We start from the raw sequence: 18,098 nt of genomic DNA, 5'->3' as shown, positions 1-18,098 counted from the left end.
CCGTCGCGAACCGAGCGACGTCTAGGAGGACTCCCACACGGTGACCTGGCCGGTGATCGCGCTGCCGTCCAGCACCGTGACGTCGATGCGGAAGATCCGGCCTTCAGGGGTCTTGCCGCAGACCCGGCTGCCCACGACCACGTTGTCCGCGTCCAGCGTGGAGTTCTTCTCGAGGTGCGCCACGCACTCCTGCTGCCCCGGCACACCGTCGCCGTGCCACTCCGCCAGCCAGTAGCCGGGGTCGCCGTGCAGGCGGGTCGGGGTGAGCGCCCAGACGTTCGACTCCGGCACGTCGCGCGGGGTGGCGGGGTCCAGGTGAAAACTGCCGAACCGCAGCTTGCCGCTGTACCGCACGCCGGACTGCGTGATCGGTGGTGCGGGCGAGGTGACCTTGGTCTTCGGGGCGTGCGTGGCGGTGATCGAGGTGCCACTCGCGGTGCGCGGGGTCGATCCGGGCGGCACCGGACGGTTCGCACCGGCCATTGTGGCCGGAGTCTGCGCACCGGCCGCGGAGGACGATGACGGGGTCGTGGTGGTCTCCGCCGGGACAGAACTCGCCCCGGCCAGCGGGGTCTCCGTGATCGGCTCGTTCGGCGACACCAGCTGGACGGCCGTCAGCGTGGCGCCCGCGATGACCGCCACCGCCGGCACCGCCAGGTACTGCACCGCCTTGAGCCACCGGGGCCTGGCGGGCTCGCCGAGATAGACGTCGCCCATCGACGTGGCCTGCAACGACGTGCCGTGGACATCCCCGCTGATGTCGTTCTCGGCCGACTGATCGGAGTGTTTCAAGACCTGCACCTGCCCCGGACCGCGGATGTTTGATACGCAGATCGGAGCAGTCGCGCGAAGTGTTACGGGCGCGAACGAATTGGTTCGGGAGGTGTCTAGCGGCCCTTGAACTCCGGCTTGCGCTTCTCGGAGAAGGCGCGAGGGCCCTCTTTGGCGTCCTCGCTGGAGAACACCTCCATCCCGAGCCGAGCGTCCACTTCGAACCCGTCGTTCTCGTGCATGGCCTCGGTCTCCCGCATGGTCTGCAGGATCTTCTGGACCGCGATCGGCCCGTTGGCCGTGATCAACGCGGCCAGCTCCATCGCCTTGTCGAGCGCCTGACCGTCCGGCACGACGTGCCCGATCAGCCCGATCTCCTTGGCCTCCGTCGCGCGGATGTGCCGTCCTGTCAGCAGAAGGTCGGCCGCGACCGTGTACGGGATCTGCCGTGGCAACCGGACCGCCGAGCCGCCCAGCGGGAACAGGCCCCAGCGCGCCTCGGAGACGCCGAACCGCGCGCTCTCGCCGGCCACTCGGATGTCCGTCGCCTGAAGGATTTCCGTGCCGCCCGCGACCGCGGGTCCTTCCACCGCCGCGATGAGCGGTTTCGTCAATCGACGACCTTTCAGCAGTGGTTCGATGACGGAGAAGTCGAACTTGCCGGCGTTCTCGCTGGGATGGTTGGACGTCATGGCTTTCAGGTCCGCGCCCGCGCAGAACGAGCCGCCAGCGCCGGTGAGGATGCAGACGCGCACGTCCGGATCGGAGTCCACGCGGTCCCACGCCTCGCGCATGATGGCCAGCATCGGGCCGGACAACGCGTTGCGGACCTCCGGGCGGTTCATCGTGACGACCAGGACGTTGCCGACCAAGTCCACCAACGCATGTGGTTCCGTCGTGGTCGTCATTCACGTGCCTCCTGGATCGAGTCTGACCGCACGGGGGATTGTCCAGAACAGTAACACGTTCTACTTTGCCTACCATGGCCCTCAACGTCGCAGACCTCGTTGAACACGCCGCCGACACCGTGCCCGACCGGACCGCGCTCGTGTGCGGGTCCAAGAGGGTCACCTACGCCGAACTTGAGGCGCGAGCCAACAAACTGGCTCACCACCTGGCAAAGAACGGCGTGACACAGGGTGCGCACGTGGGGCTCTACGCGCGCAACTCGATCGAGCTCGTCGAAGCCATGCTCGCGGTCTTCAAGCTGCGTGCCGTGGCCATCAACGTGAACTACCGCTACACCAAGAACGAGTTGCAGTACTTGTTCGGTGAAGCGGATCTGAAGGCACTCGTACACGAACGGCGGTACTCGCCGTTGGTCGCGGAGGTCGGCGCCCCCGGCCACACGGTCGTGATCGACGACGAGACAGAGGAGACGTTCGGGGGCGCCGACTACGAGACCGCGCTCGCCGAGGAGTCGGCGGAACGGGACTTCGAGCCGCGCAGCCCGGACGACCTCTACATCCTGTTCACCGGCGGCACGACCGGCATGCCCAAGGGCGTGATGTGGCGGCACGAGGACGTGTGGCGCACGCTCGGCGGAGGCATCGACTTCGTGACCGGCGAGCGGCTGACCGACGAGTGGCAGCAGTCCAAGGCCGGCAAGGACTACGGGCTCGTCAGGCTGTGCCTGCCGCCGCTGATCCACGGCGCGGCGCAGTGGGCCGTGCTCGGCGCGTTGTTCAGCGGCAGCACGGTGGTGCTGGTGCCCAAGTTCGACCCCGCCGAGATCTGGCGGGTGATCGAAAGGGAAAAGGTCCAGGTCGCCGCCATCACCGGAGACGCCATGGGCCGGCCGCTGATCGAGGAGTTCCAGCGCGGCTCCTACGACGGCTCGTCGCTGTTCATCCTCAACAGCAGCGCCGCCCTGTTCTCGTACACCGTCAAGAAGCAGTACCAGGAGCACCTGCCGCACACGACGCTGCTGGAGTCGATCGGGTCGAGCGAGACAGGGTCCACCGGCATCGGCGCGGTGTCGAAGGAGATCGTGAAGACCGACGGCACCAAGGTGAAGCTCAACGACGACACCATCGTCATCGACGACGATGGCAACAAGCTCGAGCCCGTGCCCGGCGTGATCGGCAAGCTGGCGCGCGGCGGGCACATCCCGATCGGCTACTACAAGGACCCCGAGAAGACCGCGCGGATGTTCGTGGAGGTCGACGGCAAGCGGTTCACCGTGCCCGGCGACTTCGCCCGGTTCGAGGAGGACGGCGACGTCACGTTGCTGGGGCGCGGCAACACCTGCGTCAACACCGGCGGCGAGAAGGTGTTCCCGGAAGAGGTCGAGGGAGTGCTGAAGTCGCATCCGGACGTGTTCGACGCGCTCGTGATCGGCATCCCGGACGATCTGCTCGGCCAGCGCGTCGGCGTGATCATCCAGCCGCGCGACGGTGCGACGCCGACACTGTCCGAACTGGACGCTCACGTGCGCGAGACCCTCGCCGGCTACAAGGTGCCGCGGTCGTTGTGGCTCGTCGGCGAGATCGGCCGCACCCCCAGCGGCAAACCCGACTACCAGTGGGCGAGGCGCCACGTGGAGGACCATGCGCACCAGCCTGTGTGACGAGTTCGGCATCGAGCACCCCGTCTTCGGTTTCACGCCGTCCGAGCACGTGGCGGCGGCGATCAGCAGGGCGGGCGGGCTCGGCGTCCTCGGATGCGTGCGGTTCAACGACGCGGAGGACCTCGACCGCGCGTTGACGTGGATGGACGAGAACACCGAGGGCAAACCGTACGGCGTCGACATCGTCATGCCCGCGACCGTGCCGAAGGAAGGCACGCAGATCGACCTGGCCGGACTCATTCCACAGAGCCACAAGGAGTTCGTGCAACAGACGCTGCTGAAGCTCGGCGTGCCCCCGCTGCCCGACGGCGAAGGCGGCGAGGGCGTGCTCGGCTGGCTGCACTCGGTCGCGCGATCGCACGTCGACGTGGCGCTGGAACACCCGATCCGGCTCATCGCGAACGCCCTGGGCTCGCCACCCACCGACGTCATCGAACGAGTGCACGCGGCCGGAGTTCCGGTCGCTGCTTTGGCGGGCAAGGCCGAGCACGCGCGCAGGCACGTCGCCAACGGCGTCGACATCGTGGTGGCGCAGGGTTACGAGGCCGGCGGCCACACGGGTGAGGTCGCGTCGATGGTGCTGGTGCCGGAGATCGTGGACGCGGTGAACGTCCCGGTGCTCGCCGCCGGGGGCATCGGCTCCGGCCGGCAGGCGGCCGCGGCGCTGGCGCTGGGCGCCTCCGGGGTGTGGATGGGCTCGTACTGGCTCACCACGGCCGAGTACACCCTGGGCAACACCAGCACGAAGGAGGCGTTGCTCGCCGCCGGTTCCAGCGACACCGTCCGCACCCGCGTCTACACCGGCAAACCCGCGCGGCTGCTGAAGACGCGGTGGACCGAGGCGTGGGCCGAGCCGGGCGCCCCGGACCCGTTGCCGATGCCGTTGCAGAACATCCTGGTGAGCGAGGCGCATCTGCGGATCGCCCGATCCGACGATCCGTCCGTGGTGTCGATGCCGGTCGGGCAGATCGTCGGGCGGATGAACGACGTGCGGCCGGTCGCGGACGTGATGGCCGAGCTGCTGGCGGAGTTCGACGCGACGGTCGAACGCCTCACCAAGCTGCGCTGAGTTTGAGGAGCTGGGCGGTCGCCCCGCCCAGCTCGAACTCGTTGCGCTTGGCCGCCGTGAAGTACCTGTGCACCTCGTGGCTCATGTCGATGCCCGTGCCGCCATGAACGTGCACGGCGGTGTGCGCGACGCGGTGTCCTGCGTCGGCAGCCCAGAACTTCGCGGTGGCCACCTCTTCTGAAGCGTCCAGGCCTTCGGAGAGCCGCCAGGCCGCCTGCCAGAGCGTCAAACGGATGGCCGCGACGTCGATGTACGCATCAGCAAGCCGTTGCGCCACCGCCTGGAAGCTGCCGATCGGCCGGTCGAACTGCACACGGGTCCGCGCGTACTCGGCCGTCAGCTCCAGCGCGCGTTCGGTCACGCCGAGCTGCAGAGCGCACAACCCCAGCGTGTACCTCGTGATCAGCCAGCCGGGGGAGAGGCCCGGCACCAGTTCCCCACCGGAATGCTCGAAGGATCCCGCGACCGAGCCGTCGACCAGCTCCTGCGCGGTGATCTCCACCTGGTCCGGCTCGACGAGGAACACCTGCTCGTCCTGTGCCACCAGGAAAGCGGCCGCGGTCCTTGCGAACGGCACGGTCGTCTTCACGCCGTCGGCCTCGGCGAGTGCCACGGACAGCACGGTTCCCGGCGTGAGCCAGCGTTCGCGCTGCTCGGGCGTGCCGAACTCGGCGAGCGCCGACGCCGCGACCGTCGCAGGCAGGTAGGGCACGGGGGACACGGCGCGGCCCAGTTCGATCAGCACCGAGCACTGCTCCAGCACGCCGAAGTCGTCGGGCTGCTCCGGCACGACCCCGGACTTCACGAGATCGAGCCACGGTGAGTCCGACGAGTCGAGGATCTTGCGGGTCAGGGCGGCGAGCTCGCGTTGCGCCTCGGTCAGGGTGAAGTCCACGAAGTCTCCTTGCCGAAGCGACTTATCGGGGCACCGCGGGCAAACCGAGGCCCACGCGCGCGATGATGTCCCGCTGGATCTCGTTGGTGCCGCCGCCGAACGTGAGAATCAGCGACGACCGGTGCATGCGTTCCACCCGGCCGTGCAGCAACGCTCCCGGTGAGCCGGTGCGCACGATTCCGTTGGCGCCCAGCACCTCCATCAGCAGCCGGTAGCCCTCGGTGGCGAACTCGGTGCCGAACACCTTGGTGGCGGAAGCCTCCGCGGGTGACGGGGCGTCGTCACCGCCGGACGCGATCCGCCAGTTGATGAGCTTGAGGAACTCGGTCTTGGCGTGCACGCGGGCGAGGTGCAGGCGCACCCACTCCTGTTTCGCGGCACCGGTGTCGTCCGCCCACTGACGAACCTCGCGCAGCGCGGTCTGCAGGGGTGCGGCCGAGCACAGGGCGACGCGCTCGTGGTTGAGCTGGTTGGTGATGAGCTTCCAGCCCTTGTGCTCCTCGCCGGTGAGGTTCGCCGCCGGCACGCGCACGTTGTCGTAGAAGGTGGCGCTCGTGGTCGGGCCGGACATCGTCGGCACCGGCGTCCAGGAGAAGCCGGGGGCCGTGGTCGGCACCACGATGATGCTCAGGCCCCTGTGCCGCTGCGACTCCTGGTCGGTGCGGCAGGCCAGCCACACGTAGTCCGCGTACTGGATGAGGCTCGTCCACATCTTCTGGCCGTTGATCACGTACTCGTCCCCGTCGCGTACGGCTCGCGTGCGCAGCCCGGCGAGGTCCGTGCCCGCCTCCGGTTCGGAGTAGCCGATCGCGAAGTGGATCTCCCCGGACGCGATCCTCGGCAGGTAGAACGCCTTCTGCGCCGGCGTTCCGTAGCTCATGATCGTCGGCCCGATGGAGTTCAGCGTCAGGAACGGCACGGGCGCGCCGGCCGCCGACGCCTCGTCCAGGAAGATCAGCTGCTCGATCATCGGACGGTCGCGGCCGCCGTACTCGCGCGGCCAGCCGATGGTCAGCCAGCCGTCGAGGCCCATCTGGCGGACGGTGTCCTTGTAGGCCTCACCGTCCCCGTAGTCGCCGCCACCGGCGAGGCCCGCTCTGCGTTCCGGCGTCATGAGCGCGGCGAAGTACGCCCGCAGCTCCTGGCGCAACTGCTCCTGTTCGGGAGTGAAACCGATGCGCATGACCGCTACTCTAGAACAAGTTCTACTTGATGTCAGGAGGCCGCGATGAAGGTCGGCGTCGACCCTTCGCTGTGCGAGGCGCACGGGGAGTGCATGTCAATCCTGCCCGAGGTGTTTGACCTTGACGATGACGAGGTTCTGCAGATCCGGGACGGTGAGCTGGCTTCGGCGGAGGTGTCTGCGGCGGAACGCGCGGTCGCGTCCTGCCCCAAGGGCGCACTGCGCCTCTCACGCTGATGGGCCTTGTCATGAACAAGAACAGATTCTAGTGTGCGACGGGTAGTTCGACCGTGTGAGCTCAGCGAGGAGTGATACCGGTGAAGGCTGCCGTGCTCAACCAGGTAGGCGACGACAAGCTCGAGCTCCGCGACGACGTGACCACCGCCCCGGTGGGACCGCAGGAGATCCGCATCAAGATCAAGGCGTGCGGGGTGTGCCACAGTGATCTGTCCGCAATGGACGGAACGCTGCCCGCGCTGACCCCCGGCGTCGTCGGGCACGAGGGTGCCGGCGAGATCGCGGAGATCGGGAGCGCCGTGACGTCGCTCGCGGTCGGCGACCACGTGGCGATCACTTTCGTGCCGCCGTGCGGGAAGTGCGCCCAGTGCGTCACGGGCCAATCGCATCTGTGCCTCGTGCACACCATTTCGGCGTTCACGTCACCGAGGTTCGTCGTCGGGGGCAACCCGGCCTTCGGATACGCGGGACTCGGCGCGTTCGCCGAGGAGATGGTCGTGCCCGCCGACGCCGCGGTGAAGATCGACGACGACGTGCCGTGGGAGATCGCCGCGCTGCTGTCGTGCGGAATCCTGACCGGTGTCGGTGCCGTGCTCAACACCGCGAAGGTCGAACCGGGCTCCAGCGTTGCCGTGATCGGCTGCGGTGGTGTCGGTGTCGCGGTGATCCAGGGCGCGCGGCTCGCCGCCGCCACGCGGATCGTCGCGGTCGACCCGGTGCTGGAGAAGCACGAGGTGGCGCAGAAGTTCGGTGCCACGCACGCCACTACGCCCGACGGCGTCGCGGACCTGAACAACCAGCTCAACTTCGGCATGGGTTTCGACTACGTGTTCGACGTCGTCGGCCTGCCCGCGACCATCCGCCAGGCGTGGGACCTGACCCGCCGCGGTGGCCACACGGTCGTCGTCGGCGCGGGGCGGGCGGACGCGATGGTGTCGTTCAGCGCCCAGGAACTCTTCCTGCACGACAAGACCCTGCACGGATCGTTCTACGGGACGGCGAACTTCCGCCGGGACATCCCGCGCATGATCGCGCTGTGGCGGCAGGGCCGGCTCGATCTCGAAAGCATGATCAGCAAGCGGATCCGGCTCGAAGACGTGAACGAGGGCCTGCAGGCCCTGCGTGGCGGAGGATCCCTGATCCGGCAGGTCGTTCTCTTCGACTGACACATCTCTTCTGGGAGTCTCTTGTGGACCTTGCGGGGAAGGTCGCCGTGGTCACCGGCGCCGGTGCCGGGCTCGGCCGCGCGGAAGCGCTGGAGCTCGCGAGAGCCGGTGCGTCGATCGTGCTCAACGACCTGCCGGGATCGGCCGACGCCGCTGCGGCCGAGATCGAGGAGCTGGGCGCGAAATGCGTCGTGGTCGAAGGTGATGTGGGCGAGCGGAGCACCGCCGACGCCCTCGTCACCGCCGCGATGGAGCAGTTCGGCGGGCTGCACGTCCTCGTGAACAACGCGGGCGTGCTGCGCGACCGGATGCTGTTCAACATGTCCGACGAGGAGTGGGACCTGGTCGTACGGGTGCACCTGCGCGGGCACTTCCTGTTGTCGCGCAACGCCGTCTCGCTGTGGAAGCAGCAGTCGAAGGCGGCGGGCGAACCGGTCTACGCCAGGATCGTCAACACCTCCTCGGAGGCTTTCCTGCTCGGTTCCGAAGGCCAGGCCAACTACGCGGCGGCCAAGGCGGGAATCGCGGCGCTGACCGTGGCGACCGCTCGTGGCACGAGCCGTTACGGCGTGCGCGCCAACGCGATCTGCCCACGCGCCCGCACCCAGATGACGGCGCACGTGTTCGGCGACGCACCAGAGGGCGACGACTCGCTCGCGCCGGAGCACGTCGCGAAGTTCGTCGCGCACCTGTCCGGTCCGTCCGGAGACAAGATCAACGGACAGGTCTTCGTCGTGCACGGCGGCATGGTCGCGCTGATGGCACCACCGACCGTCGAACAGAAGTTCGGCGCGTTCACCGATCTCGACGGCTACTTCGCCGATCGCGATCCACAAAGGACTTTCGCCTGCACGGAAACGATGGACCTGTAGGAGGAGCTGTGCCGCTCACCGTCCAACCGCATCGCGAGACGCTGGGCCTCAAGGACGGCCGGCTCCTCATCGGAGGCGAGTTCCGCGAGGCGGACGAGACCTGGACCCACCACCACCCCGCCACCGGCGAGGAGATCGGCAGCTTCGCCGTCGCGTCGGCCAAGGACGTGGACGCGGCGGTGCTCGCGGCCCGCAAGGCGTTCGACGAGGGACCCTGGCCCCGCAGCCGGGCCGGCGAGCGGATCAAGATCCTGCGCCGGTACAGCGACCTGCTGCGCGAGCACGCGGACGAGCTGCGCGGCCTGCAGGCGCTGGACAACGGCGTGCCGCTGTCGTTCGGCCAGATCTACGCCACCTCGGTCGGCATCGCGGCGGACATCTTCGACCACCACGCGGGCTGGATCGACAAGGTCGGCGGCCAGACCTTGCCGCCGTACCAGGGCGGCGACCACCTCGCGATGACGTTCCGCGAACCGGTCGGCGTCGTCGCGGCGATCCTGCCGTGGAACGCGCCGTTCGTGCTCTTCGCCCAGAAACTCGCGCCGGCACTGGCCGCGGGCTGCACGGTCGTGGTGAAGCCGTCGGAGTACGCGTCGTTCTGCGTGATCCGGATGGTCGAGCTGCTGATCGAGGCGGGCCTGCCGGAAGGCGTGATCAACCTCGTCACCGGCCCCGGCAACCCGACCGGCGAGTCGCTGATCACCCACCCCGGCGTCGACAAGATCAGCTTCACCGGCAGCCGGACGGTCGGCCGCCGGATCGTCGAGGCCTCGGCCGGCACGATGAAGCGCGTGTCCCTGGAACTGGGCGGGAAGTCGCCGGCGATCGTGTTCGCGGACGCCCCGAACGTCGGCCTGGCCGCGATGACATGCATGGGCATGGTCACCATGGGCCTGTCCGGGCAGGCGTGCGTCGCGCACACGCGGGCGTTGGTGCAACGGGACGCGCAGGAAGAGTTCATCTCGATGGCGCAGATGCTCGCGGGCGCGGTGACGTTCGGCGACCCGTTCGACCCGGCCGTGCTGGCAAGCCCGCTGATCAACGGCAAGCAACTCGAACGCGTGCTCGGCTACATCGAGCGCGGTCAGGAGGAGGGTGCCAGGCTCGTCACCGGCGGCACCCGGCTCGACGGCGACTACGCGTCCGGAAACTTCGTCGCGCCGACGATTTTCGCCGACGCCAGCAACGACATGGCGATCGCCCGTGACGAGATCTTCGGCCCGGTGCTGACCGTCGTTCCGTTCGACGACGAAGCAGAGGCCATCCGCATCGCGAACGACACCGAGTACGGCCTGGGCGCCGGCGTCTACACCAACGACGTGCGCCGCGCGTTCCGCGTCTCGAAGGCGCTGCGCGTCGGAATGGTCGGCATCAACGGGTTCCAGCTCGAACCGCACCTCCCGTTCGGCGGCTACAAGCAGTCGGGCCTCGGCAGGGAGGGCGGGCAGAGCGCCTACGAGGCCTACACCGAGCTCAAGACCGTGATGATGCCGCTGACCGACGAGATGATGTAGATGCGGCTGGACGGAAAGGTCGCCCTGATCACCGGCGCGGCCCGGGGGCAGGGCGCGGCCGCGGCACGCCGGTTCGTCGCCGAGGGCGCGCGGGTGATGATCACCGACGTCCTCGACGACCAGGGCAAGGAACTCAGCGCTGAAATCGGTGCCGAGTACTGCCACCTAGACGTGTCGTCGGAGGACGAGTGGGCCGAGGCCGTCGCGTTCACCGTGCAGACGTTCGGCGACATCACGGTTCTCGTGAACAACGCCGGAATCCTGCACTTCTCCGCTTTGGCCGAGACGAAGCTCGCCGACTACCAGCGGGTGATCGGCATCAACCAGGTCGGGACGTTCCTCGGCATGCGCACGATCGTCCCGTCGATGCGGGCCGCGGGCGGCGGGTCGATCGTGAACGTGTCGTCGGTCGAAGGGCTGGGCGGTATGCCGTATCTGGTGGCGTACACGGCGTCCAAGTTCGCGATCCGGGGCATGACCAAGGTCGCCGCGATGGAGCTGGGGCAGCACGGGATCCGCGTGAACTCCGTGCATCCCGGCGCCATCGACACCCCGATGGTCAGCGAGGCCCTGGGCAGGCCGATCGACGTGTCGCCGATCGGCAAGAAGCTCGCGCTGCGCCGGATCGGGCAGCCGGAGGACGTCGCGAACGTCGTGCTGTTCCTGGCCAGTGACGACAGCGCGTACTGCACGGGCGGGGAGTTCGTGGTGGACGGAGGGGCGACAGCGACGCACGCGCTGAGCGGCTGACTCCTGCCGGCAAGCAACCCGGTTGATCTCCATGGCGTCTTCATGACCGAGAGGTCGAACCTGGGGAGCTCCATGTGAAATCACTACTGTTGACGGCCGCGCTGCTCGTCGGACTGGCGCCGGTCGCGCTCGCCGCCGAAGAGGCGCAGACGCCCGTGCTGTCGTGGCAGGACTGTCAGGACGGGTTCCAGTGCTCGACCGCGAAGGTCCCGCTGGACTACGACGAGCCGTCCGGCTCGAAGATCGACCTGGCGCTGATCAGGCTGCCCGCCACCGATCCGTCGAAGCGGATCGGCTCGCTGTTCGTGAACTTCGGCGGACCCGGAGCGTCCGGTGTGGACAGACTGCGGGGTCGCAGCAAGTGGGAGTGGCTGTTCTCGCCTGAGCTGCGTGCGCGGTTCGACGTGGTGTCGTGGGATCCGCGCGGCATCGGCCGTTCGGCGACCGTGCGCTGCTTCGACAGCGTCGAGGAGCAGCAGTCCTTCCTCAACTCCATCCCGGTGTATCCGGACACCGCGGCGGAGGAACCCGCCTTCTACGACAGCTACCGCGAGTTCGTCCGGCGCTGCGAGGAGAAGTCCGGCGACCTGCTGGACCACGTCTCGTCCGCGAACACGGCCCGCGATCTCGACCTGCTGCGCAAGGCGGTGGGGGACAAGAAGCTGACGTACCACGGCATCTCGTACGGCACGCACCTCGGCGCGATCTACGCGAACATGTTCCCGGACAAGGTTCGCGCGCTCGCGTTCGACGGCTCGCTCGACTTCGTCGGCAACGCCACCGGGCACGGTGACCAGGGCACGACCGTCCCGCTGGACACCCGCCAGGACGTGCCGCGCGGTGTCGCCGAGACGTTCGACCAGTTCCTGCGGCTGTGCGCCGCTCCCGGTGCCCAGTGCGCGTTCGCGGGCGGTGACCTCAAGCAGAAGTGGGCGGACCTCGTCGCGAAGGTGACGGCGTCTCCGGTGACCACGCCGGACGGCCGCTTCGACCGCGTTTCGCTGATCAGTCTCGTGTGGGACGCGCTGGCGCAGCCGGACACCTGGCAGGACACGGCTCGTGTGCTGCAGGGGGTCTGGGAGGCGCCGGCCTCGCTGACGGCGTCGGCCGACTACGTCACGAACCGGTTCGAGGGGTTCAACGCCGTGCAGTGCTCGGACAGCGACTTCCCGCGCGACCCGGCGGTGTACTCGAAGTACGGCAAGAGCGAGGACGAGCGCGTTCCGTACTGGGGCCGTGCGGTGGTGTTCGACATGATGGCCTGCGCGTTCTGGCAGGGCCGTGACGACGACCGCTACACCGGTCCGTGGAACCGCAGGACGGCGGCGCCGATCCTGTTCATCAACAGCAGGTTCGACCCGTCGACGCCGCTGCACGGTGCCCGGGACGGCGCGGCGGAGATGGCCCGCACCGGGTTCCTGACCGTCGAGGGATACGGGCACACCTCCATGTACGTGCGCAGCGCGTGCGCGGAGAAGGTGAAGCGGGAGTACCTCTTCACCGGCGTGCTGCCTGCTCAGAAGACGTGCGGCATCGACAGGTCGCCGTTCGCCTGAGTTCGTTGCTGACGGAGGGGCCTCACCTGTTGCCGGGTGGGGCCCCTCTTGCTTTGCCCGCTGGAGCGTGGCTACGGTAACGAAACTGAACCGGTAAGAATTCTGAACCAGGAGGCGCTGTGCAGGCTGTCGCCGACCTCGCCCGCGAACTCGCGCCCAGGACCGAGGCGGCCCGCGCGCTCGCTCCTGAACTGGCGGAAGCGATCCGCGAGCAGGGACTCTTCCGGCTCGGCGTCCCGCGCACGCTCGGCGGGGCGGAGCTCGCGCCGGCCGAGACGCTGGCCGTCGCCGAGTCCATCGCCCGCGGTGACGCTTCCGCCGGCTGGTGCGTGTCGATCGCGGCGACCTCCGGTCTGCTGGCGGCGTACCTGCCGGAATCGGGCGCCGAGGAGGTGTTCGGGGACGTCCGGTCGGTCGCCGCCGGGGTGTGGGCGCCGAAGGGACGCGGCGTCACGGCCGACGGTGGCGTAGTGGTGTCGGGGCAGTGGTCGTTCTGTTCCGGGATCGGGCATGCCGACTGGTTGTTCGCCGGGTTCGTGCACGACGGCGCGCTGAAGGTCGCGGCGCTGCCCAAGACGTCGCTGGAGGTGCTCGACACCTGGCACACCACAGGGTTGCGCGGTACCGGAAGCCACGACTGCGTGGCACAGGACGTGTTCGTGCCCGGCTCCCGGATTCTGTCCGTTCTGGATGGACCGCTGCGGGACGGTGCGCTGTATCGCTTCCCGGTGTTCGGGTTCTTCGCGTCGTCGGTCGCGGTCGCGGCTCTGGGCAACGCTTTCGGCGCACTGGACGACTTCGTGGCGCTGGCCGGCCGCAAGCCGCTCGGGTCCAGCCGCACCTTGGCCGAACGGGGATCGACCCAGGCCGCGGTGGCCTCGGCCTCGGCGTCGCTGAGGGCCGCTCGGGCGTTCTTCTACGAAGCGGTGTCCGAGGCCTGGGAGGCGGCACAGGGGAGTGAGCCGGTGCCGGTCGAGGCTCGGGCTGGTGTGCGGCTGGCAGCCACGCACGCGACCCGGACCGCTCGTGAGGTCGTCTCCTCGCTGTACGACCTGGCCGGTGGGGGCGCGATCTACGACGGGGCGCCGATCCAGCGGCGGTTCCGGGACGCGCACACGGCTTCCGCGCACTTCCAGGTCAACGCCGCGTCCTTCGAGCTGCCGGGCAAGGTGCTGCTCGGCGTGCCCGCGCGGACGGAGCAGCTGTGACGTCGGTCGGGGTGGTGACGCCGTTCTGGCTCGACCGGCCGCCCGCCGAGGCGTTGGACATCGCCGTCGCCGCCGATGAGGCCGGGTTCGGGACGTTGTGGATCGGGGAGATGGCGACGTTCGACGCGTTCGCCCTGGCCACGGCCGCAGGGCTGCGAACGTCGAACATCTCGCTGAAGATCGGGCCTCTCGCGGTCGGCGTGCGGAGTCCGGTGGCACTGGCGCTGGGACTGTCCACTGTGGTCGCGACGACCGGGCGGCGGGCAGGGCTGGCGCTGGGGGCTTCGAGTCCGCGGATCGTGACCGAGTGGCACGGCCGGGACTGGGAACCGGTGCGGCGGATGCGCGAGACCGTCCGGGACACGCGGGCGATCCTGGACGGGAACCGGGTGGCCGGCTTTCGGTTGCGGCAACCGGTTCCTGGCACGCCGATCTCGGTGGCGGCGTTCGGACCCGCCATGACCCGGGTGGCAGCGGCGGTGGCGGACGAGGTGGTGCTCAACCTGGTGAGCGCCGACCACGTCGCCAATGCGAAGAAACAGTTCATGGCGTTGGCGAGTGTTCCGCCGCCCCTGGCCGTCTGGATCCCCGCCGCCCTCGACCCCGGTCCGGCCACCCTCCACCAACTCCGCGCCCAGCTCTCCGTCTACCTGTCCCCGCCCGGCTACGGCGAGATGTTCACCGCCCTCGGCCACGGCACCCTGGTCGAGCAGGCCAGAGCCGGCAGGCCGCGTGCCGAACTGGCCCAGGCCATCCCCGCGGACCTCATCGAGGCGGTGGCCGCGATCGGCTCGGCCCAGGACATCGCCGACCGAGTCGACGAGTACTTCGACGCGGGCGCCGAGCACGTCGGCCTGGTTCCGGCGACGGCAGAGGATCCAGCGGGCCACGGGCTGCTGACCACGCTCTCCCCACTGCTGACGAAGGGACGCCGATGATCGACTCCGACGCCCTCGACCGCCGGTTCCGCAGTGAATCCGTCGGGCGGGCGCTCGATCTGGTGGGGGAGAAGTGGACGCTGCTGATCCTGCGCGAGGCGTTCTTCGGCGTCCGCAGGTACGGGCAGTTCGTCCGCAACCTCACCGTGCCGCGGCCCACGCTGTCCGCGCGGCTGAAGACGTTGGTCGAGGCCGGGCTGCTCCAGCGTGTGCCGTACGCGGAGGACCGCGAGGAGTACCGGCTCACCGAGGCGGGGCTGGAGCTGTTCCCCGCCATCGTGATCCTCATGAAGTGGGGCGACCGGCACGTGCCTGACCCGGACGGACCGCCGATCGTGCTGGAGCACAGCGCCTGCGGGAACCCGGCCGACGCGTTCCTCGCGTGCCGGTGCTGCGGCGAGGAGATCACCGCGCACAACGTGACGGCACATCCCGGGTGACCTACGTTGGGACACATGCTGAACCCGCTGGCACAGGTGTCTCTCGATCGGTTGCGGCAGCGCAAGAGCGTGAAGTGGCAACGCTACCCGGACGACGTGCTGCCGCTGTGGGTGGCCGAGATGGACGTCGAACCGGCTGAGCCGATCAGGCAGGCGATCGTCGAAGCCCTGGACCTCGGTGACACCGGCTACCCGGCGGGCACCGAGTACCAGGAGGCGCTGAAGGCGTTCTCGGAACGACGCTGGGGCTGGGACGGGATCGCGATCGAACGCACGGCGCTCGTGTCGGACGTGATGCTCGGCATCGTCGAGCTGATCAAGCTCGTGTCCGGGCCCGGCGATCCGGTGATCGTCAGCCCGCCGGTGTACCCGCCGTTCTTCCAGTTCGTGAGGAGCATGGGCCGCGCGGTCGTCGAGGCACCGCTGACGAACGCACGCCTGGACCTCGACGTGATCGAACGGACGTTCCGGCACGTCAAAGCCGACCACCCGGTGTACCTGCTGTGCAGCCCGCACAACCCGACCGGCACCGTCCACACCGAACAGGAACTCACCGGCCTCGCCGTGCTGGCCGCGCGGTACGGCGTCCGCGTGATCGCCGACGAGATCCACGCGCCCTTGAGCACCACGTTCGTGCCCTACCTGAGCGTGGACCCGAACGGCATGTCGCTCATGTCCGCCTCGAAGGGCTGGAACCTGGCGGCCATGCGCGCGGCGGTCGCGCTCTCCAACACCGACGAACTCGACCGGCTGCCGGAAGAGGTCAGTCACGGCCCGAGCCACTTCGGCACGATCGCGCACGCCGCCGCGTTCCGCGAGGGCGGCGAGTGGCTGGACGCCCTGCTGGCGGGCCTCGACGAGAACCGGAAACTCCTCAAGGACCTGCTCACCGAGCACCTGCCCGAGATCGGCTACGAACCCTCCGAAGCGACGTTCCTGGCCTGGCTCGACTGCCGGGCCATCAGCGACGACCCCGCCACGTACTTCGTCGACCGCGGCAAGGTCGCGCTGATGTCGGGCACGGAGTTCGGCAGCGGCGGCGCCGGTCACGTCAGGTTCAACATCGGCACCTCGCCCGAGATCATCACCGAAGCCGTGCGCCGGATGTCTGCCAGCCGCTGACAGCGGGCTGCCAGCGCTCTGCCAGCGCGGCGGCGCACAGTTCCTCCCGACACAGGGAGGGACCAACGATGGCGCTGGCGATCAGGGCAGAAGGCCTGGTCAAGCACTACGGGGAGACGAAAGCGCTGGACGGCGTCGACCTCGAGGTGCCTGAGGGGAAGGTCGTGGGTGTGCTCGGGCCGAACGGCGCGGGCAAGACCACGGCGGTGCGGGTGCTGGCGACGTTGCTGCGCCCGGACGCGGGGCACGCCACCGTGCACGGGCACGACGTGCTGAAGGACCCGAGGGCGGTCCGGTCGCTGATCGGACTGACCGGGCAGTACGCGTCGGTGGACGAGGACCTCTCCGGTCGAGAGAACCTCGTGCTGCTGGCCCGGCTGCTCGACTTCTCCCGTGCGGGGGCACGGGCGAAGGCCGCGGAGCTGCTGGAGCAGTTCGAGCTCACCGACGCCGCGGGGAGGGCCGCCAAGACGTACTCGGGAGGTATGCGCCGGCGGCTCGACCTCGCGGCCAGCCTGGTCGGCAACCCGTCCGTGCTGTACCTGGACGAGCCGACCACCGGGCTGGACCCGCACGCCCGCAACGAGGTGTGGGCGGTGGTGCGCAAGCTCGTCGCGAACGGTGTGACGGTTCTGCTCACCACGCAGTACCTGGAGGAGGCCGACCAGCTCGCGGACTCGATCACGGTGTTCGACCACGGCAAGGTCGTGGCCGAGGGCAGGCCGGACGAGCTCAAGCGGCGCGTGGGCGGGCAGACGCTGCAGGTGCGGCCGACGTCGTTGCGCGATCTCGACGCGGTGTACCGGATTCTCGGTGACCTGACGGGGGTCCGGCCGACCCGCGACGACGACACGGGACTGCTGACGGCGCCGGTGGGCGACCCGGTGCTGCTGTCCACTTTGGTCCGCAAGCTCGACGACGCCGGTATCACCGCCGACGAACTGGCGTTGCGGCTGCCGTCGCTCGACGAGGTGTTCCTCGCACTCACCGGCAAGCAGAACGAAGGGAGCCTGGTATGAGCACGATCACGTTGGACAGGAGTGTGCGCCACGGCTTCGCGCTGGCCTGGCGGGGAATCCTCAAGATCCGCAAGAACCCCGAGCAGCTGGCGGACGTGACGATCGCCCCGATCATCTTCCTGGTGATGTTCACCTACCTGTTCGGTGGTGCGCTCGCCGGCAACACGGACGCCTACCTGCAGATGCTCGTGCCGGGCATCATGGTGATGGTCATCCTGCAGTCCAGCATGACGGCGGGCGTGCAGATGAACACGGACGTCTCCAAGGGCGTGTTCGACAGGTTCCGCTCCATGCCGATCGCGCGCTCGGCGCCGTTGGTGGGGGCTGTGCTCGCGGACATCGTGCGCTACGTCGTCTGCATCGTCGTGCTGATGGTCGTCGCGACGATCATGGGCTACCGGGTGCAGACCGGACCGGCTGAGCTGCTGATCGCGTCGGGGCTCGCGATCGCGTTCGGACTGTGCTTCTGCTGGGCGGCGGTGTTCGTGGGCATGCTGCTCAAGACCCCGCAGGCGGTGCAGGGCATCATGATAGTGCTGATCATGCCGCTGACGTTCGGCAGCAACGTGTTCGTCGGCACCTCGACGATGCCGGGCTGGCTCAAGGCGTGGGCGGACATCAGCCCCGTCAGCATGCTCTCGGACGCGCTGCGCGGGCTGCTCAACGGCGGCGCGATCGCCGGGCCGCTCACCGGATCGCTGATCTGGATGGCCGGCGCGGTCGCGGTGTTCTTCCCGCTGGCGATGTGGGCCTACCGCAAGCGCGTGTGACGTCTCGGAAACGGGGCGG

General features: G+C 69.0%; 18 protein-coding genes. 14 read left to right on the top strand and 4 right to left on the bottom strand.

Annotated features, from left to right (window positions below; all coding sequences use genetic code 11):
- Positions 1 to 21: 21 nt before the first annotated feature.
- Both ACIRG5_RS01920 and ACIRG5_RS01915 read right to left on the bottom strand, forming a co-directional pair.
- Positions 22 to 792 (bottom strand): hypothetical protein, encoded by a 771-nt coding sequence (locus tag ACIRG5_RS01920; RefSeq protein WP_402898679.1) that lies wholly within the window; start codon positions 790 to 792, stop codon positions 22 to 24.
- Positions 793 to 887: 95 nt separating this feature from the next.
- Complete coding sequence (locus tag ACIRG5_RS01915; protein ID WP_402898677.1) at positions 888 to 1,679, bottom strand: crotonase/enoyl-CoA hydratase family protein; 792 nt, start codon at positions 1,677 to 1,679, stop codon at positions 888 to 890.
- 74 nt (positions 1,680 to 1,753) lie between these two features.
- On the opposite strand from ACIRG5_RS01915, the gene ACIRG5_RS01910 reads away from it, so the two are divergent.
- Together ACIRG5_RS01910 and ACIRG5_RS01905 are read left to right on the top strand one after the other, a co-directional pair.
- On the top strand, positions 1,754 to 3,340 hold the full coding sequence (locus tag ACIRG5_RS01910) for an acyl-CoA synthetase (RefSeq protein WP_402898675.1): 1,587 nt from the start codon (positions 1,754 to 1,756) through the stop codon (positions 3,338 to 3,340).
- On the top strand, positions 3,321 to 4,409 hold the full coding sequence (locus tag ACIRG5_RS01905; protein WP_402898672.1) for an NAD(P)H-dependent flavin oxidoreductase: 1,089 nt from the start codon (positions 3,321 to 3,323) through the stop codon (positions 4,407 to 4,409). The genes ACIRG5_RS01910 and ACIRG5_RS01905 overlap by 20 nt, the downstream gene beginning before the upstream one ends.
- Here the strand turns inward: ACIRG5_RS01905 and ACIRG5_RS01900 are convergent.
- Complete coding sequence (locus ACIRG5_RS01900) at positions 4,393 to 5,304, bottom strand: acyl-CoA dehydrogenase family protein (protein WP_402898670.1); 912 nt, start codon at positions 5,302 to 5,304, stop codon at positions 4,393 to 4,395. The two genes, ACIRG5_RS01905 and ACIRG5_RS01900, sit on opposite strands and share 17 nt — an antisense overlap.
- Before the next feature lie 22 nt (positions 5,305 to 5,326).
- Positions 5,327 to 6,487, bottom strand: a complete 1,161-nt coding sequence (locus ACIRG5_RS01895; protein WP_402898668.1) for an acyl-CoA dehydrogenase family protein — start codon at positions 6,485 to 6,487, stop codon at positions 5,327 to 5,329.
- Positions 6,488 to 6,532: 45 nt separating this feature from the next.
- On the opposite strand from ACIRG5_RS01895, the gene ACIRG5_RS01890 reads away from it, so the two are divergent.
- The 12 genes from ACIRG5_RS01890 (at position 6,533) to ACIRG5_RS01835 (ending at position 18,079) form a co-directional block, all read left to right on the top strand.
- A complete protein-coding gene (locus tag ACIRG5_RS01890) occupies positions 6,533 to 6,724 on the top strand; it encodes a ferredoxin (protein ID WP_402898665.1) in 192 nt (63 codons plus the stop codon).
- Between the two features lie 80 nt (positions 6,725 to 6,804).
- The gene (locus tag ACIRG5_RS01885) at positions 6,805 to 7,890 is read left to right on the top strand and encodes a Zn-dependent alcohol dehydrogenase (RefSeq protein WP_402898662.1); all 1,086 of its coding nucleotides are present in this window, start codon (positions 6,805 to 6,807) and stop codon (positions 7,888 to 7,890) included.
- A gap of 23 nt (positions 7,891 to 7,913) precedes the next feature.
- The gene (locus ACIRG5_RS01880) at positions 7,914 to 8,762 is read left to right on the top strand and encodes an SDR family NAD(P)-dependent oxidoreductase (protein ID WP_402898660.1); all 849 of its coding nucleotides are present in this window, start codon (positions 7,914 to 7,916) and stop codon (positions 8,760 to 8,762) included.
- A gap of 8 nt (positions 8,763 to 8,770) precedes the next feature.
- A complete protein-coding gene (locus ACIRG5_RS01875; RefSeq protein WP_402898657.1) occupies positions 8,771 to 10,276 on the top strand; it encodes an aldehyde dehydrogenase family protein in 1,506 nt (501 codons plus the stop codon).
- On the top strand, positions 10,277 to 11,026 hold the full coding sequence (locus tag ACIRG5_RS01870) for a glucose 1-dehydrogenase (RefSeq protein WP_402898654.1): 750 nt from the start codon (positions 10,277 to 10,279) through the stop codon (positions 11,024 to 11,026).
- Positions 11,027 to 11,100: 74 nt separating this feature from the next.
- Positions 11,101 to 12,582 carry an alpha/beta hydrolase gene (locus ACIRG5_RS01865; protein ID WP_402898651.1) on the top strand — a complete coding sequence of 494 codons (1,482 nt, stop codon included), beginning with the start codon at positions 11,101 to 11,103 and terminating at the stop codon, positions 12,580 to 12,582.
- Between the two features lie 119 nt (positions 12,583 to 12,701).
- Positions 12,702 to 13,790, top strand: a complete 1,089-nt coding sequence (locus ACIRG5_RS01860) for an acyl-CoA dehydrogenase family protein (protein WP_402898648.1) — start codon at positions 12,702 to 12,704, stop codon at positions 13,788 to 13,790.
- Positions 13,787 to 14,728, top strand: coding sequence for an LLM class F420-dependent oxidoreductase (locus ACIRG5_RS01855; protein WP_402898645.1), 942 nt, complete (start codon positions 13,787 to 13,789; stop codon positions 14,726 to 14,728). Before ACIRG5_RS01860 ends, ACIRG5_RS01855 begins: the two co-directional genes overlap by 4 nt.
- Positions 14,725 to 15,168: a winged helix-turn-helix transcriptional regulator gene (locus ACIRG5_RS01850; protein WP_402898642.1), complete on the top strand. Its 444-nt coding sequence runs from the start codon at positions 14,725 to 14,727 to the stop codon at positions 15,166 to 15,168. The genes ACIRG5_RS01855 and ACIRG5_RS01850 overlap by 4 nt, the downstream gene beginning before the upstream one ends.
- A gap of 15 nt (positions 15,169 to 15,183) precedes the next feature.
- Complete coding sequence (locus ACIRG5_RS01845; RefSeq protein ID WP_402898639.1) at positions 15,184 to 16,290, top strand: MalY/PatB family protein; 1,107 nt, start codon at positions 15,184 to 15,186, stop codon at positions 16,288 to 16,290.
- Between the two features lie 68 nt (positions 16,291 to 16,358).
- On the top strand, positions 16,359 to 17,309 hold the full coding sequence (locus tag ACIRG5_RS01840) for an ATP-binding cassette domain-containing protein (protein ID WP_402898636.1): 951 nt from the start codon (positions 16,359 to 16,361) through the stop codon (positions 17,307 to 17,309).
- Positions 17,306 to 18,079: an ABC transporter permease gene (locus ACIRG5_RS01835; RefSeq protein ID WP_402898633.1), complete on the top strand. Its 774-nt coding sequence runs from the start codon at positions 17,306 to 17,308 to the stop codon at positions 18,077 to 18,079. The genes ACIRG5_RS01840 and ACIRG5_RS01835 overlap by 4 nt, the downstream gene beginning before the upstream one ends.
- The last annotated feature ends 19 nt before the right edge of the window (positions 18,080 to 18,098 follow it).

Origin of the sequence: Lentzea sp. NPDC102401, assembly GCF_044765805.1 — a bacterium.
Classification (GTDB): Bacteria; Actinomycetota; Actinomycetes; order Mycobacteriales; family Pseudonocardiaceae; genus Lentzea; species Lentzea sokolovensis.
This window is presented reverse-complemented; position numbering and strand designations above follow the sequence as displayed.